Here is a 15622-nt window from a genome sequence, read left to right as displayed (position 1 = left end):
CTCCCGAATCCCTACGGCCCCTGCCCTACCGAGTCTCTACGGGCCCATGCCTTACCGAGCCGAGTCTCTACGGCCCTGTCCTACGGTCTCTACGGCTCCTGTCCTACCGGAGTCCCTGCGGTCCCTGTCCTCCCGCGAGCCCTCGTCGCTACCCGATCGCGGCCCTGCCGATCGCCCCCGCCGCCGTCCGGGCCGCGGGCGACCGCGCCAGGTACTCGACCGCCCTGCGCATCGACCCCTCCTGCGAGGGGTGGTACGAGCGCCGCAGATGGCGCGGTACGGCCGAACCGAGCTCCTTCCGCGTGGGCAGCAGTCCCTTGCGCACCGCCAGACTGTGCGCGCCGAGCGAGTAGCGCTGCCGCCCGGCCAGCCGAGGGTCGTGGCGTATGAGATCTGCGGCGCCCCCGCGTCCGTAGGCATAGCGTCAAGGACGCGGGGACCGCCATGCCCGTGTTCCGCCGGGCGTACGGGGGCAGGTCTCTGCCCTGTTGGGGCCTCCTGGCCCATGAACCGTTCCTGGGCAGTGGCTGGCGCGAACCTGACTTCTGGCGCACCCCGAACGGTCTTGGGTGCACTGGTCGCCCGCTTTCGCAGTCGCGCGGCGGTACGGATCCTGTCCGTGCTCCGGTCTCGGCCGGGCGGGGTCCCTCACGACCCGGCCCGGTGAACGCGGCAAGCGGCGCTCGGGAAGCCCTGATCCATCTCTCCGGTGGAGCAGGGGCCCGCGCGCTGACGCCCCGTTCGGCCGACCAGATCGCACGAGCGACGCTACCGGGGGGAAGCCTCCTCCCTTGCAAGCCGATGGTCCGATCATCACCCGATCGGGGGATGGAGTGGATCGCTAGCAGCGGCAGGCCCTTTTTGAAGACCTTCACGAACCACCGCTCCCCCGCCGGCAGCAGCAGATGCAGCACGTTGATGACGTGGGTCGCGGTCGGCTCGTCCGGTATCCAGTGGAGCGGGGTCTCCTCCCAGTCGAAGGACACCCGCCGCGGCGTGATCGCGTAGTGGTCGCTCACAGCGGTGGCTCCATCCGTGCGATCGCGCGCAGCGCCCTGGGCGCGAAGCGGGACAGGAGACGGCCGACGCGTGCCTCCGCGGTCACGAGCACCACGGCCTGGTTGCGGACGACCGCGCGCAGCACGGCCTCGGCGACCTTCTCCGGCGGGTAGTTGCGCAGCCCGTACAGCCGCGCGGACTTCTTCTGGCGCCGCTTCTCCTCGTCGGCGTCGACCCCCGTGAAACGCGCGGTCGACGTGATGTTCGTGTTGATGAAGCCCGGACAGATCGCCGAGACGCCGATGCCCTGGTCTGCCAGCTCGGCGCGCAGGCACTCGCTGAGCATCAGCACCGCCGCCTTCGAGGTGCTGTAGGCGGGCAGCGTCCTGGAGGGCAGATACGCGGCCGCCGACGCGGTGTTGACGATGTGGCCGCCCTGTCCGCGCTCGGCCATCTGCTTCCCGAAGAGGCGGCAGCCGTGGATCACGCCCCACAGATTGACGTCGAGGACACTGCGCCAGTCCTCCGCGGTGGTGTCGAGGAACGAACCGGACAGCCCGATCCCGGCGTTGTTCACCAGGACGTCGACCACCCCGTACTCGGCGGCGACCCTCTCGGCGAGCTTCTCCATGGCCTGCTCGTCGGAGACGTCGACCGTCTCGGCCCAGGCCTGGGGGGCGCCGATGAGCCGGGAAGGCTCGGCGGTGCGGGCCGCGCTCTCCGCGTCCCGGTCGACGGCCACCACGCGCGCGCCGGCCTCGGCGAACGCGAAGGCGGTGGCCCGCCCGATACCGCTGCCCGCACCGGTGACCAGCACCAACTGCCCGGCGAAGCGGTCGGCGTACGGACCACTCGCCGCCGGTGCGGTCCGCCCGCCCTCGGCGACGGTCACGAACTCGGTGATCCAGGCGGCCAGTTGGTCCGGCCGGGTGCGTGGGATCCAGTGCTTGGCCGGGAGGGTGCGCCGCGTCAGCTGCGGGGCCCACAGCTCCAGCTCGTCGTAGATCTTCTCCGACAGGAACACGTCCCCCAGAGGCGTGATGAGCTGCACGGGCGCGTGTGCGTACGCATCGGGGCGCGGCCTGCGCAGCCGGGCCCGTACGTTGTCCCGGTACAGCCAGATGCCGCGCGCCGCGTCCGTGGGCAGCGACGAGGTCGGATAGCCGTCCCCGGGGACCTTCTCCAGCCGCCGGAGGATCTTCGGCCACTGCTTGCCGAGGGGGCCGCGCCAGGCCAGTTCGGGCAGCACCGGGGTGTGCATCAGGTACACGTACCAGGACTTGGCGCTCTGGCCGAGCAGCTGACCGACCCTGCGGGGCGTCGGGCGGGACATGCGCTTCTTGATCCAGTGCCCGAAGTGGTCGAGGGACGGCCCCGACATCGACGTGAAGGAGGCGATCCGCCCCTCGGTGCGCTTGACCGTGGTGAACTCCCAGGCCTGGATCGAGCCCCAGTCGTGGCCCACCAGATGGACCGGACGGTCCGGGCTGACCGCGTCCGCGACCGCCAGGAAGTCGTCCGTCAGCTTCTCCAGGGTGAAGCCGCCGCGCAGCGGCTGCGGCGCCGTCGACCTGCCGTGACCGCGCACGTCGTACAGCACGACATGGAAGCGCCCGGCGAGGCGCGCGGCGACCTCGGACCACACCTCCTTGGAGTCCGGAAAGCCGTGCACGAGCACCACCGTGGGCTGTTCCGGGTCGCCCAGCTCGGCGACGCACAGCTCGACCCCGCCCGTACGCACCCAGCGCTCGCGCGCGCCCTTGAGCATCACTTGTCCCCCGCCCAGCGCCACATGTGCGGCAGGTCGTCGTCCAGCCAGAACGCGCTCTGCCCGGGGTCCTGGGAGTCGGTGACCACCAGGATCTCCTCGAACTTCGCCCCCGTACCCCGGAATCCGAGGTGCGGCTCGACCGCCCACAGACCGGGGCGGGGAGGATGGTCGGAGAACCTGTACGGCGACCACAGCGGGGACCAGCCGTCACGGTGACCGTGGACCGCGTCGCTCGCCAGGCCCTTCAGCGACTGCGTGCCGAACCCGAACAGATGCGGTGACCAGCGCCGCTCCTTGACCCGGTCGACCTTGTGCGCGATGACTCCGAAGGGATACACCCGATGCCGGTTCGCGTAGCCCTGGCGGACCATGAGCCGGTCCACGTCCTGGTAGATCTCGCGCAGCGGGCGCCGCTCGCGCACCTCGCGCAGGATCAGCTCGCGGTGGGCCTCCAGGTCGGCGAGAAGCCTGTCCTGCACCGGGTTCGGTCCCAGCGAGCCGGAGTACCCGATGTCCGCGGTGAAGCCCTTGTACACCGGCGCCAGGTCGAGGATGAACGGCATCCCCGCCTCCAGACGCCGGTTGGTGGGGAAGAACTGCAGAGGTATCCGGAAGTCCACGAACGCCGTACGGTCCCCGAACCAGGCGAAGGGCAGATGGAACCAGTCCCGCACTCCGCGCACGCGCAGCCACTCGCGCTGCATCCGCGCCGCCTCGCGCTCCGTCACACCAGGCTTCAGCTGCGCCGCGACCGCCTCCGCGCACTCGTACGCGAGACGCTGTACCTCTCTGAACCCCCGCAGTTCCGCGGTGAGTTCGCCCGCCCTTGCGGAGGGACCCGAAGAATTCCCTGAAGCCGCTTCCGATGCCACTGCCGAGGTCATGCCACCGTCCGTCCCAAGCCGACTGCCGTACACGCCCGCAACGTGACACTGATGAATGTGACAATTGCTGGAGGCTGCGTCAATAGGCGTGCGCGCGGCCTGTGGACAACCGGGCCCATGTGGACAACCGGCCCGATGACCAGCCTCATGACCTGCCTGATGGGGACAACCGGGCCGAGCCGGGCCCCCGCCTGATGCAGGCCGTCCGTCGTCGGTTGTTCGACCTCAGGGGGACCCCTACGGGCCCGTAATACCCGAGGTGGACGCCGATACAGCTCCCAGGTCTGACGACCAGTGTGGCCTGCGCCACTACCTTCGAGGTGTGACTGTGATCGCGACCGAAAGCCTGAGCAAGCGGTTCCCGAGGGTGACCGCTCTTGACCGGCTCTCCGTGGACGTCGGACCCGGTGTGACCGGACTCGTCGGAGCCAACGGAGCCGGCAAGTCCACATTGATCAAGATCCTGCTGGGTCTGTCCCCGGCCACCGAGGGCCGTGCCGAAGTGCTCGGACTCGATGTCGCCACCAAGGGCGGTGACATCCGTGAGCGGGTCGGCTACATGCCCGAGCACGACTGCCTGCCGCCCGACGTCTCCGCCACCGAGTTCGTCGTCCACATGGCGCGCATGTCCGGCCTGCCCCCGGCGGCGGCCCGCGAGCGCACCGCGGACACGCTGCGCCACGTCGGCCTCTACGAGGAGCGCTACCGCCCGATCGGCGGTTACTCGACGGGCATGAAACAGCGAGTGAAACTCGCCCAGGCGCTGGTCCACGACCCGCAACTGGTCTTCCTCGACGAGCCGACCAACGGCCTGGATCCCGTCGGCCGCGACGAGATGCTCGGCCTGATCCGCCGTATCCACACCGACTTCGGCATCTCCGTCCTGGTCACCTCGCACCTCCTCGGCGAGCTGGAGCGCACCTGCGACCACGTCGTCGTGGTCGACGGCGGCAAGCTCCTGCGGTCCAGCTCCACCACGGACTTCACGCAGAGCACGGCGACCCTCGCGATCGAGGTCACCGACACCGACGAGCACCCGGACGGCACCCGCGCGGTGCGCGACGTGTTCCACGCGCGCGGGATCGACACCCACGACGACAGCGGACTGCCCGGCGCGGGCCACATCCTCCTGCTCACGGCGGAAGGCGAGGAGACGTACGACGTCGTACGGGACGTCGTCGCCGACCTGGGCCTCGGCCTGGTGCGCATGGAGCAGCGCAGGCACCACATCTCGGAGGTCTTCGCGGACAGCGACGAGCAGGCCGCGCAGGCTCTCCAAGGCGGCGACGAACAGCGGAAGGAGGCGGTCGGTCATGGCGGTTGAGCAGCCCTCGGGACAGGCCTTGGCTCAGGCCACAGCCCAGGTCCCGGCTCGCGCGGGCGAGCAGACCCGGATCCACAACATCGGCTACCGCAACTACGACGGCCCGCGCCTGGGCCGCGGGTACGCCCGCCGTTCGCTCTACTCCCAGTCCCTGCGCGGCGCCTACGGCCTCGGCCGCTCGGTGAAGTCGAAGGCGCTCCCGATGCTGCTCTTCGTGGTGATGTGCGTCCCCGCGCTGATCATGGTCGCGGTCGCCGTCGCCACCAAGGCGAACGACCTGCCTGTCGACTGCACGCGCTACGCGGTCATCATGCAGGCCGTCATCGGCCTGTACGTCGCCTCCCAGGGACCTCAGGCGGTCTCCCGCGACCTGCGCTTCAAGACCGTTCCGCTCTACTTCTCGCGCCCCATCGAGGCCGTCGACTACGTACGCGCCAAGTACGCGGCGCTGGCCTCGGCGCTGTTCCTGCTTACCGCCGCACCGCTGTTCGTGCTGTACGTGGGTGCGCTGCTGGCCAAACTCGACTTCGCGGACCAGACCAAGGGTTTCGCACAAGGGCTTGTCTCCGTGGCGCTGCTCTCCCTCCTCTTCGCCGGCATCGGCCTGGTCATCTCGGCGGTCACGCCCCGGCGCGGCTTCGGCGTCGCCGCCATCATCGCCGTGCTGACCATCTCCTACGGGGCCGTCTCCACCGTCCAGGCCATCGCCTTCGAGCAGTCCAGTAGCGGAGCCGTCCCGTGGCTCGGGCTCTTCTCGCCCATCACGCTCATCGACGGAGTGCAGACGGCCTTCCTGGGCGCCACCTCCGCCTTCCCCGGAGGGGAAGGCCCCTCGTCCGGGCAGGGCGTCATCTACCTCCTCGTCGTCCTGGGTCTCATCGCGGGCTGCTACGGCCTCCTGATGCGCCGCTACCGAAAGGTCGGACTGTGACCACGCTCACCATCGACCACGTGTCGCGCTGGTTCGGCAACGTGGTGGCCGTCAACGACGTCACCATGACGATCGGCCCCGGCGTCACCGGCCTGCTCGGTCCGAACGGCGCGGGAAAGTCCACCCTCATCAACATGATGGGCGGCTTCCTGGCCCCCTCCACGGGCAGCGTCACGCTCGACGGCCAGCCGACCTGGCGCAACGAAGAGATCTACAAGCAGATCGGCATCGTCCCCGAGCGCGAGGGGATGTACGACTTCCTCACGGGCCGCGAATTCGTCGTCGCCAACGCCGAGTTGCACGGCCTGGGCGACAAGGCCGCCCAGCGGGCCCTCGCCACGGTCGAGATGGAGTACGCGCAGGACCGCAAGATCTCCACGTACTCCAAGGGCATGCGCCAGCGCGTGAAGATGGCCTCGGCGCTCGTCCACAACCCTTCCCTGCTGCTGCTCGACGAGCCCTTCAACGGCATGGACCCGCGCCAGCGCATGCAGCTGATGGACCTGCTGCGGCGCATGGGCGACGAGGGCCGCACGGTCCTCTTCTCGTCCCACATCCTCGAAGAGGTCGAGCAGCTCGCCTCGCACATCGAGGTGGTCGTCGCCGGACGGCACGCGGCGAGCGGCGACTTCCGCCGGATCCGCCGCCTGATGATCGACCGCCCGCACCGCTACCTCGTGCGTTCCAGCGACGACCGCGCCCTCGCGGCCGCGCTCATCGCCGACCCGTCGACGTCCGGCATCGAAGTGGACCTCCAGGAGGGCGCGTTGCGCATCCAGGCCGTCGACTTCCCACGCTTCACGGCACTGCTGCCGCGGGTGGCCCGCGACCACGGCATCCGGCTGCTCACGGTCTCGCCGTCCGACGAGTCCCTCGAGTCCGTCTTCTCGTATCTCGTCGCGGCGTAGGAGGCCCAAGATGTACGACCCCACAGTCGCCCGGCTCACCTACCGCGGCCTGCTCGGCCGCCGCCGGGCCCTCATCCTGGGCGCCCTGCCCGCCCTGCTGATCGTCATCTCCGTGGCCGTACGCGGCTTCACGGGCGCCGACGACCAGGTGGCCTCTGACGTCCTCGGCGGGTTCGCGCTCGCCACGATGGTGCCCATCATCGGCGTCATCGCGGGCACCGGCGCCATCGGCCCCGAGATCGACGACGGATCGGTCGTCTACCTGCTCGCCAAGCCGGTCAAACGCCCCACGATCATCTTCACCAAGCTGATCGTCGCCATCGCCGTCACCATGGCGTTCTCCGCGATCCCGACGTTCCTCGCGGGAATGATCCTCAACGGCAACGGCCAGCAGATCGCCGTCGCCTACACGGTGGCCGCCCTGGTCGCCTCCATCGCGTACGCCGCGATCTTCCTGCTCCTGGGCACCATCACGCGGCACGCGGTCGTCTTCGGACTCGTCTACGCCCTCGTGTGGGAGACCCTCTTCGGGTCGCTGGTCTCCGGGGCACGCACGCTCAGCGTCCAGCAGTGGTCCCTCGCCGTGGCCCAGAAGGTGTCCGGTGGCGACCTCGTCACGTCGGACGTCGGGCTGACCACGGGGACGGTGCTGCTGGTCGTGGTGACCGTCGCCGCCACCTGGTTCGCCGGGCAGAAGCTGCGGACGCTGACGCTGGCCGGCGAGGAGTAACCGCTCCAGGGAGTCGGGGCGGCTCCACGCGCGCGTGACCGTTTTCCGGGTGCACGCGCGCGTGGGGCCTTTTTTGATCTTGAGATCGGCTTTACACGCAGAACGGCACACTTACTCAAGGGGATGCACAGCGAGGAGGACGGGGATGGCAGGGCAGGCACCGCGGAGTGACGGGCAGGGCCCCGGCGACGGTCAGGGTCAGGGGGAGTCCGAGGACGCTTGGGACGAGCTCGTCCTGGACGACGACTTCATACGGTCCGCCGAGACGGCCGAGCCGTCCGCGCGTGCCCGGATGCTCGCGGCCCGCTGGCGCGACGGCGGACCGGATCCCCAGCCCTGGCGCTCGGACGAGCCGCCCGCGGGCTGGTTCTTCAGCAAGGCACGGCGTCGCAGGTGGCGCCGCCGGTAGTCGTTCTGGGGTGCCTCTATAAAGAGGTGGCGTCGAGGTCGGCGTACGAGCACAGGGAGTTGTGCCCACACGCAGACTGCGACGCCACGTCTGGGAGAGAAGCTCATAGCGAGCTCCGGAGTAGTTACCGTTCCTTGGCAGCAAGCAGGAGTGTGTCCCCTCGCTGGCACACCCCGAACGGTCTTGGGCGCACTGGTCATCCGCTTTCGCATCCCGGGCGGAGACACGGATCATGTCCGTGGTCCGAGCCGGGCGGGCGGAGTCCCTGGCGATCTGGCCTGTCGAACGCAGCCAGAGGCGACGAGGAGGCCCTGAACCATCTCTCCGGTGGAGCAGGGGCCTCGCACGCTGGCGCCACATTCGGCGTCCCAGATCACGCAATCACGCTACCCCGGACCATGCCCAGGCCTGCAAGTCTGTTACCCGACCATCACACGATCGAGCTAACCCAGCAACCGTTCCAGCACCACAGCGATCCCGTCCTCCTCGTTCGACAACGTCAGCTCGTCCGCCACGGCCTTGAGTTCCTCATGGGCGTTGGCCATTGCCACGCCATGGGCCGACCACGCGAACATGGGGACGTCGTTCGGCATGTCGCCGAAGGCGATCGTGTCGGCGGCCTTCACGCCCAAGCGGCGGGCCGCCAGGGACAGGCCCGTGGCCTTCGACAGGCCGAGCGGCAGGATCTCGACTATGCCCTCGCCCGCCATCACGACGTTCACCACACCGCCGGCCGCCACTCGCGCCGCGGTCGCCAGTTCGTCGTCGGTGAGGTCGGGATGCTGGATGTACATCTTGATCAGCGGCGCGGCCCAGAGCTCCGAGACGTCCGTGAACGGGACGGCCCGCAGCGGACCCTGGACCCGGTAGCCGGGGCCGATCAGGACGTCCCCGTCGATGCCGTCGCGGCTCGCGGCGAGGGCCAGCGGGCCGACCTCCGCCTCGATCTTGGCGAGCGCGAGACCCGCGACCTGCCGGTCGAGGGTCACCGACGTGAGCAGGCGGTGCGCTCCGGCGTCGTACAGCTGCGCGCCCTGGCCGCACACCGCGAGCCCCTCGTACCCGAGTTCGTCGAGGATGTGGCGCGTCCAGGGCGCCGCACGGCCGGTGACGACGAGGTGTGCCGCGCCCGCCGCGGTGGCCGCGGCGAGCGCCTCACGCGTGCGCTCCGAGACCGTGTCGTCGGAGCGCAGCAACGTTCCGTCGAGATCGGTCGCGACGAGCTTGTAGGGGAACGCCCCGGTCGGCGCGGTCGAACCGGTCGGGGCAGCCGACCCAGTGGTGCCGGTCACTTGGAGATCGGCTCCAGCACCTCACGGCCGCCCAGATACGGACGCAGCACCTCGGGCACCCGTACGGAGCCGTCGGCCAGCTGGTGGTTCTCCAGGATCGCCACGATCGTGCGTGGTACGGCGCACAGCGTGCCGTTCAGCGTGGCGAGCGGCTGCACCTTCTTGCCGTCGCGCATGCGGACCGACAGGCGGCGGGCCTGGAAGCTGTCGCAGTTCGAGGCCGACGTCAGCTCGCGGTACTTGCCCTGGGTCGGGATCCACGCCTCGCAGTCGAACTTGCGCGAGGCGGACGCGCCCAGGTCGGCCGAGGCGACATCGATGACCTGGAAGGGCAGCTCAAGCCCGGTCAGCCACTGCTTCTCCCACTCCAGGAGCCGCTGGTGCTCGTTCTGAGCGTCCTCGGGGTTGACGTACGAGAACATCTCGACCTTGTCGAACTGGTGCACGCGGAAGATGCCCCGCGTGTCCTTGCCGTACGTCCCGGCCTCGCGGCGGAAGCACGGCGAGAAGCCCGCGTAGCGCATCGGCAGCTGGTCGGCTTCGAGGATCTCGTCCATGTGGTACGCGGCGAGCGGGACCTCGGAGGTGCCGACCAGGTAGTAGTCGTCCTTCTCCAGGTGGTACACGTTCTCCGCGGCCTGGCCGAGGAAGCCGGTGCCCTCCATGGCGCGCGAGCGGACCAGTGCCGGGGTCAGCATCGGGACGAAGCCGGCCTCCGTGGCCTGCGCGATCGCCGCGTTGACGAGGGCGAGCTCAAGGAGCGCGCCGACGCCCGTCAGGTAGTAGAAGCGCGAGCCGGACACCTTGGCGCCGCGCTCGACGTCGATGGCGCCCAGCGCCTCGCCGAGCTCCAGGTGGTCCTTGGGCTCGAAGCCCTCGGCGCCGAAGTCGCGGATGGTCCCGTGCGTCTCCAGGACGACGAAGTCCTCCTCGCCGCCGACCGGGACGTCGGGGTGCACGAGGTTGCCGAGCTGGAGCAGGAGGTGCTTGGTCGCCTCGTCCGCCTCGTGCTGCTCGGCGTCGGCTGTCTTGACGTCGGCGGCGAGCTGGCCCGCCTTCTTCAGCAGCTCGGCCTTCTCGTCGCCGGAGGCCTTGGGGATCAGCTTGCCGAGCGCCTTCTGCTCGGAACGGAGCTCGTCGAAGCGGACGCCGGACGACCTGCGCCGCTCGTCGGCGGAGAGGAGGGCGTCGACGAGGGCGACGTCCTCTCCACGGGCGCGCTGGGAGGCGCGAACACGGTCGGGGTCCTCACGGAGCAGGCGAAGGTCAATCACCCCTCAAGGCTACCGGTGCGGGGTTCCGGCTCACGACTCGGTATTCCGTTCTGTCTCTTCTGTCATGTTTTGGGGGAATTAATGGGTCGCGTCAATCGGCACCAATAGGCGTCGACGGGCGTCAATGAAGGAAGGGCTGCTCCCCGGAACGGGGCAGGTGGGATTCGGTCGGTTGACTCGATTCCCTTGTGGGGAACGGGACTTGGAGGCCGGGTTGTCCACAGGAATCCACACCCCCGAAAAGTTATCCACAGGCTGTGCGAAAGATCTGTGGACACCGGAAGTGATCGTTCCCAAAGCCCTGTGCGGGGCCAAGAATTCCCGGACCAAACCCTCCCTGCACGCACTTTCGAGTGGAAATGGTTCGCTCTATGGGATTGACCAACAGAAACGGGTGGACGAAGGGTGACCTACCGGGCTGTGGACGGGGTTGTGGGCTGTAGGGCGATTTGTCGACTGAGTCATGCTCCGTTGTCGACTTGTCCCCAGGTCGAGAAGCGCGCCTGTGGATAACTTCTGTGGACAGAGACAATCTGCAGGTAGGACTGGACCAAGCGGGCTGCCCGAACCGACGGCTCCGCTCCGCGAAGCCGCATGAAGAAGCGGCTCGGAGCAGCCGCTCAGAACCGACGACGTGTTCGGAGAGCCCGTTCAGAAGTACCCGTTCAGAACCGGCCGTCCTGGCACCGTGCCAGCCAGTCCGAAGCCGCCGCGAACTCGCCGTCCGACGTACCGGCCCGCGGCGCGCTTACGTCCTTGGGGTCGACGTCGGCCTGTGGATAGGACCCGAGGAAGCGCACCTGCGGACAGACGCGCTTGAGCCCCATCAGCGCCTCGCTCACGCGGCGGTCCGCGATGTGCCCCTCGGCGTCGATGGCGAAGCAGTAGTTGCCGATGCCCTCACCGGTCGGCCGGGACTGCAGCAGCATCAGGTTGACCCCGCGGACGGCGAACTCCTGGAGGAGTTCGAGCAGGGCACCCGGGTGGTCGTCGCGCTGCCAGATGACCACGGAGGTCTTGTCCGCGCCGGTCGGGGCCGCGGGCCGGGCGGGCCTGCCCACCAGGACGAACCGGGTCTGCGCGTTCTCCGCGTCGTGGATGCCGGTCTCAAGGGGCTCCAGGCCGTACCGCGCCGCGGCGAACTCGCCCGCGAAGGCGGCGTCGAAGCGCCCCTCCTGCACGAGGCGGGCGCCGTCCGCGTTGGAGGCCGCCGACTCCCAGACGACGTCCGGGAGGTTGTTCTTCATCCAGTTGCGGACCTGTGGCTGCGCGGCCGGGTGCGCGGTGATCGTCTTGATCTCCGAGAGCTTCGTGCCCGGGCGGACCAGCAGCGCGAAGGTGATCGAGAGAAGGACCTCGCGGTAGATCATCAGCGGTTCGCCGACGGCCAGTGCGTCGACCGTGGTGGTGATGCCGCCCTCGACGGAGTTCTCGATCGGTACGAACGCGGCCTCGGCCTCGCCGGCCCGGACCGCGTCGAGCGCGGCGGGCACGGACACCATCGGGATGAGCTGCCGGGTGGCCGACTCCGGAAGAGTCCGCAGGGCGACTTCGGTGAAGGTGCCCTCGGGGCCGAGATACGCGTAGCTGGCTGGCATGGCCTCACCCTAATGGGCCTTGCGCAGCCAGGCTCCCGCTTCCGGTCTCAGGCGCCTTGGCCATCTCAGCAGCTCAGTGAGCGGATCTCACCCCTCCAGCAACTTCTGCCCCACGTACTCCCCCTCCGCGGCCCCGCCCGGCACGGCGAACAGCCCGCTCGCCTCATGCCGGATGAACGTGGACAGCGCGTCACCGCGGTCGAGCTTGCGCTGCACCGGTACGAAGCCGCGCAGCGGATCGGCCTGCCAGCAGACGAAGAGCAGGCCCGCGTCCGGTACGCCCTCGGCGTCGATGCCGTCGTGGAAGGAGAACGGCCTGCGGAGCATCGCTGCGCCACCGTTCTCGTCGGGCCGGGTGATGCGGGCATGGGCGTTGATGGGGACGACGAGTGTGCCGCCGGCGTCGGTCTTCTCCAGGTCCATCTCGGTCGTCTCGGTGCCGCCGGAGAGCGGTGCCCCGGTGGACTTCCGCCGCCCGATCACGTCCTCCTGGGCCTTGACCGAGAGCTTCTCCCAGTCGTCGAGGAGCATGCGGATACGGCGTACGACGGCGTACGAGCCGCCCGCCATCCATGACGGGTCGCTCGCGTCGGGCACGAAGATCCGCCGGTCGAAGTCGGACTCCGACGGCTTGGGATTGCGCGTGCCGTCGATCTGCCCCATCAGGTTGCGGGCCGTCATGGGGCGGGTGGTGGCTCCCGGCGAGCGGTTGAAGCCGTTCATCTGCCAGCGCACCTTGGCCGCCTGCCCCGCTTCCTTCTGGACCGCGCGCAGGGCGTGGAAGGCGACGAGGGCGTCGTTCGCGCCGATCTGCACCCAGAGGTCACCGTTGCTGCGCGCCTTGTCGAGGTGGTCCGAGGAGAAGTCGGGCAGCGGGTCGAGGGCGATCGGGCGCTGCTTCTCCAGTCCCGTACGGGCGAAGAAGCTGTGGCCGAAGCCGAAGGTGACCGTGAGGGACGAGGGCCCGGCGTCGCGCGCCACGTCCGTGTCCCCGCTCGCGGATGCCTCGCCCGCCATCAGCCGCTGGGCCGTCGTCGACCAGCGCCGCAGCAGGGCGGCCGCCTCCTTGCGGCCCGCGCCCGCCGCGAGGTCGAAGGCGACGAGGTGGCCGTGGGCCTGCAGGGCGGTCGTGATGCCCTGCTGATGTTTCCCGTGAAACATCACCTCGTCCGCGCCGAGCGAGTTGAGCGGCACGGTCCGGTCGGCGGACGGCGCTGCGGCGTATCCGGCGGCCCCGCCCGCGGCGCCGAGCGCGAGCCCGGTGGCACCGGCGGTACCGAGCAGGCGGCGCCGCGAAATGACGCCCTTGGAGGAGGGCTCCGCAGAAACGGCCTCCCCAGGAGGGGCATTTCCGGAAGAGGCCTCCTTGGGGGTGGCCTTTGAAGCAGCGCCACCCCGGGAGGCGCTTTTAGGGGAGGCGTCTCCCCGTCGAGGTGTCCCTTGGTCAGGTTGGCCGGGTTGATCAGGGGCGCTCGGGGGCGACGTCTCCGGAGTGGACTGTTCAGCCATGGTGTCGTTCAGCCGATCTGCGCGTTCTTGTCCACGGTCACCTGGTCGATGTCGGAGGTCCGTACCGTCACCGCGATCTCCCAGTTGCCCGCCATCGGGATCTGCACCCCGGTGGCCGTCCAGTGCCCGGTGGCGATGCGGTCGGGAACCACGGGCAGCGGCCCGATGTCCTTCTCCTTGAGGGTGAAGGCGACCTTGACCTCGGGGATGTCGAAGGCCTTGCCGTTCGACCGCTCTACGTAGACGTGCATGTCGTTGCCGCCGACGCGGGCCGGGTCGAGTTCGACGCGTGCGATGCCCTTGCCGTCCTGGCCGCCGGTGTCGAACGGGAGGTCGAGGGACAGCGCCGCACCGGGCTTCTCCGAGGTGGCGGCGGTGGCGGCCTTGGCCTCCTCCACCGTGCGCCCCGGTTCGGTGGAGGTCAGCACGGTGGTGACGGCCAGCAGGACCACCGCGACGCCCGCCTCGGCGAGCACGGAGCGGCGCAGGCCCGAGCGGAGCGGATCGGCGTCCCGCAGGCGCTTCTCGCGCGCCGTGGCCACCGCGGCCCGCTGCCGGGCCAGTTGGGTGGCCCGCTTGCCGTCTCCGCCGCCCACGGGAGTGCCGGTCGACTCCTTCTCGCCCTCGCCCTCGCCGTCGCTCTGGGGGTCCTCCGGGTCCTCGGGGTCTTCCTTCTCCGAGGTCGCCGCGGAGGCCTTCGCTGCGCTCTTCGCGGACGCCTTCACCGGCGCGGACACCGAGGTCTTCACGGCTTTCGCGACCGGCGCCTGCGACAGTTGCGCCGTCCAGCGCCGCGAGATCCACGCGATGCCGACAAGGACGACCACCAGGCCGACCTTGACGAGCAGCAGCTGCCCGTACGAGGTCCCGGTGAGCGCGGACCAGGAGCCGAGCTGCCGCCATGACTGGTAGATGCCCGTCGCGACCAGCACGGCCACGCTGCCGAACGCGAGGCGGGAGAAGCGGCGTACGGCCGACGGTTCCAGGGACGGCGCGCGGAAGAGCGCCACGAGCAGGGTCGACAGACCGCCGAGCCAGACGGCGACGGCGAGCAGATGCAGCACGTCGACGGGCATCGCGATCCCGGTCTGGATACCCGCCGAGGCGTGCTCGGCCATGGCCCAGGTCGCGGCGAGACCCGCCGCCACGACGAACCCGCCGATGGCGAGCCCGAAGGTCAGATCGCCCCTCTCCTCGTCGTCCTCGCGTTTTTCGTACGCTCCGAAGAGCACGGCGATGAACAGGGCGGCCGCGGCGAGCAGCAACAGGCGCGAGACCAGGGCCGCGCCCGTCTTGGTCTGCAGCACATCGCTGAGGAGGGCCAGGTCGAAGATGTCCCCGACCTTCCCGGAGCCGGTGTACGAGCCGCGCAGCAGCAGCATGGCGAGCGTGGCCCCGGTCAGCGCGAGCCACCCGGAGACCACGAGCCGCTGCACCGACCGTTCCCCGGTACCCCGCTGCCAGCAGGCCAGCACGAAGGCCGCGCCGCCGACGAGGAGGATGAAGCCCGCGTACGAGAGATAGCGCGCGAAGCCGTAGAGCCAGCCCACCACTCCGCCGCCGGCCTCCTGGTCGGAGACGGAGACCGAGGTCGTCGAGGGTGCCCCGATGGAGAAGGTGAAGGCTCCGGAGACGGGGTGGCTGTCCGCCGACACCACCTGGTAGGTGACGGTGAACGTGCCGTCCGGCAGACCCGAGTGCAGCTTCACGGAGTACGTGTTCGTGCCCTGCTCGCTGGTCTTCCCGGTGTCGACGCGCTTGCCCTTGGGGTCGAGTACGCGCACCGAGCCGTCGGACATGGCGACGCCCTCGGAGAAGGTGAGCGACACCTGGTCCGGCGCCTCCTTGACCACCGTTCCCTGCTGGGGGTCGCTCGCGGTCAGGGCCGCGTGCGCGGAGACGGGCACGGATCCGGCGATGAGCGCGCCGGTGACGGCGAGAAGCAGCAACAGCAGCGTCCGGACGCGGGGAGCGATGGTCTGACTCACGGTGG

12 protein-coding genes and 1 pseudogene are annotated in these 15622 nt (G+C 69.7%); 5 read left to right on the top strand and 8 right to left on the bottom strand.

What is annotated here, in order from left to right:
- Positions 1–148: 148 nt before the first annotated feature.
- The 3 genes and pseudogenes from OHA11_RS22755 to OHA11_RS22745 all read right to left on the bottom strand — a co-directional run bounded on the left by OHA11_RS22755 (position 149) and on the right by OHA11_RS22745 (position 3573).
- Positions 149–1019 (bottom strand): annotated as a pseudogene (locus tag OHA11_RS22755) (metal-dependent hydrolase).
- Positions 1016–2767 carry an SDR family oxidoreductase gene (locus OHA11_RS22750; protein ID WP_266499102.1) on the bottom strand — a complete coding sequence of 584 codons (1752 nt, stop codon included), beginning with the start codon at positions 2765–2767 and terminating at the stop codon, positions 1016–1018. Before OHA11_RS22750 ends, OHA11_RS22755 begins: the two are co-directional and overlap by 4 nt.
- Positions 2767–3573: a M24 family metallopeptidase gene (locus OHA11_RS22745; protein WP_266507381.1), complete on the bottom strand. Its 807-nt coding sequence runs from the start codon at positions 3571–3573 to the stop codon at positions 2767–2769. Before OHA11_RS22745 ends, OHA11_RS22750 begins: the two co-directional genes overlap by 1 nt.
- A gap of 409 nt (positions 3574–3982) precedes the next feature.
- Here OHA11_RS22745 and OHA11_RS22740 point away from each other — a divergent pair, with 409 nt between their 5' ends.
- From OHA11_RS22740 to OHA11_RS22720, 5 genes are all read left to right on the top strand, one after another.
- The gene (locus tag OHA11_RS22740; protein ID WP_266507379.1) at positions 3983–4978 is read left to right on the top strand and encodes an ABC transporter ATP-binding protein; all 996 of its coding nucleotides are present in this window, start codon (positions 3983–3985) and stop codon (positions 4976–4978) included.
- Positions 4968–5909, top strand: a complete 942-nt coding sequence (locus OHA11_RS22735) for an ABC transporter permease subunit (RefSeq protein ID WP_266499100.1) — start codon at positions 4968–4970, stop codon at positions 5907–5909. The genes OHA11_RS22740 and OHA11_RS22735 overlap by 11 nt, the downstream gene beginning before the upstream one ends.
- A complete protein-coding gene (locus tag OHA11_RS22730; RefSeq protein WP_266499097.1) occupies positions 5906–6817 on the top strand; it encodes an ABC transporter ATP-binding protein in 912 nt (303 codons plus the stop codon). Before OHA11_RS22735 ends, OHA11_RS22730 begins: the two co-directional genes overlap by 4 nt.
- 10 nt (positions 6818–6827) lie before the next feature.
- Positions 6828–7547 (top strand): ABC transporter permease, encoded by a 720-nt coding sequence (locus OHA11_RS22725; protein WP_266499095.1) that lies wholly within the window; start codon positions 6828–6830, stop codon positions 7545–7547.
- Between the two features lie 145 nt (positions 7548–7692).
- Entirely contained in the window at positions 7693–7956 is a 264-nt protein-coding gene (locus OHA11_RS22720) for a hypothetical protein (RefSeq protein WP_266499094.1), read from the top strand.
- Positions 7957–8399: 443 nt separating this feature from the next.
- On the opposite strand, the gene OHA11_RS22715 is transcribed toward OHA11_RS22720, so the two are convergent.
- The 5 genes from OHA11_RS22715 to OHA11_RS22695 form a co-directional block, all read right to left on the bottom strand.
- Complete coding sequence (locus tag OHA11_RS22715; protein WP_266499092.1) at positions 8400–9248, bottom strand: HAD family hydrolase; 849 nt, start codon at positions 9246–9248, stop codon at positions 8400–8402.
- On the bottom strand, positions 9245–10522 hold the full coding sequence (serS, locus tag OHA11_RS22710) for a serine--tRNA ligase (RefSeq protein WP_266499091.1): 1278 nt from the start codon (positions 10520–10522) through the stop codon (positions 9245–9247). Before serS ends, OHA11_RS22715 begins: the two co-directional genes overlap by 4 nt.
- A gap of 665 nt (positions 10523–11187) precedes the next feature.
- Positions 11188–12120: a prephenate dehydratase gene (gene pheA / locus OHA11_RS22705; protein WP_266499089.1), complete on the bottom strand. Its 933-nt coding sequence runs from the start codon at positions 12118–12120 to the stop codon at positions 11188–11190.
- Positions 12121–12207: 87 nt separating this feature from the next.
- Positions 12208–13629 (bottom strand): iron uptake transporter deferrochelatase/peroxidase subunit, encoded by a 1422-nt coding sequence (gene efeB / locus OHA11_RS22700; protein ID WP_266499087.1) that lies wholly within the window; start codon positions 13627–13629, stop codon positions 12208–12210.
- Positions 13630–13637: 8 nt separating this feature from the next.
- Complete coding sequence (locus OHA11_RS22695) at positions 13638–15617, bottom strand: copper resistance CopC/CopD family protein (protein ID WP_266499086.1); 1980 nt, start codon at positions 15615–15617, stop codon at positions 13638–13640.
- Positions 15618–15622: the final 5 nt, after the last annotated feature.

Origin of the sequence: Streptomyces sp. NBC_00878, from assembly GCF_026341515.1 — a bacterium.
Taxonomy (GTDB): domain Bacteria; phylum Actinomycetota; class Actinomycetes; order Streptomycetales; family Streptomycetaceae; genus Streptomyces.
The sequence above is the reverse complement of the archived record's forward strand: the minus strand, read 5'-3'. Positions and strand labels throughout refer to the sequence as shown.

Bases quoted from the DNA above. Each gene is read 5' to 3' on its own strand.
- OHA11_RS22750 (WP_266499102.1), bottom strand. From the start codon at position 2,767: ATGCTCAAGGGCGCGCGCGAGCGCTGGGTGCGTACGGGCGGGGTCGAG.
- OHA11_RS22735 (WP_266499100.1), top strand. From the start codon at position 4,968: ATGGCGGTTGAGCAGCCCTCGGGACAGGCCTTGGCTCAGGCCACAGCC.
- OHA11_RS22725 (WP_266499095.1), top strand. From the start codon at position 6,828: ATGTACGACCCCACAGTCGCCCGGCTCACCTACCGCGGCCTGCTCGGC.
- OHA11_RS22720 (WP_266499094.1), top strand. From the start codon at position 7,693: ATGGCAGGGCAGGCACCGCGGAGTGACGGGCAGGGCCCCGGCGACGGT.
- pheA (WP_266499089.1), bottom strand. From the start codon at position 12,120: ATGCCAGCCAGCTACGCGTATCTCGGCCCCGAGGGCACCTTCACCGAA.
- efeB (WP_266499087.1), bottom strand. From the start codon at position 13,629: ATGGCTGAACAGTCCACTCCGGAGACGTCGCCCCCGAGCGCCCCTGAT.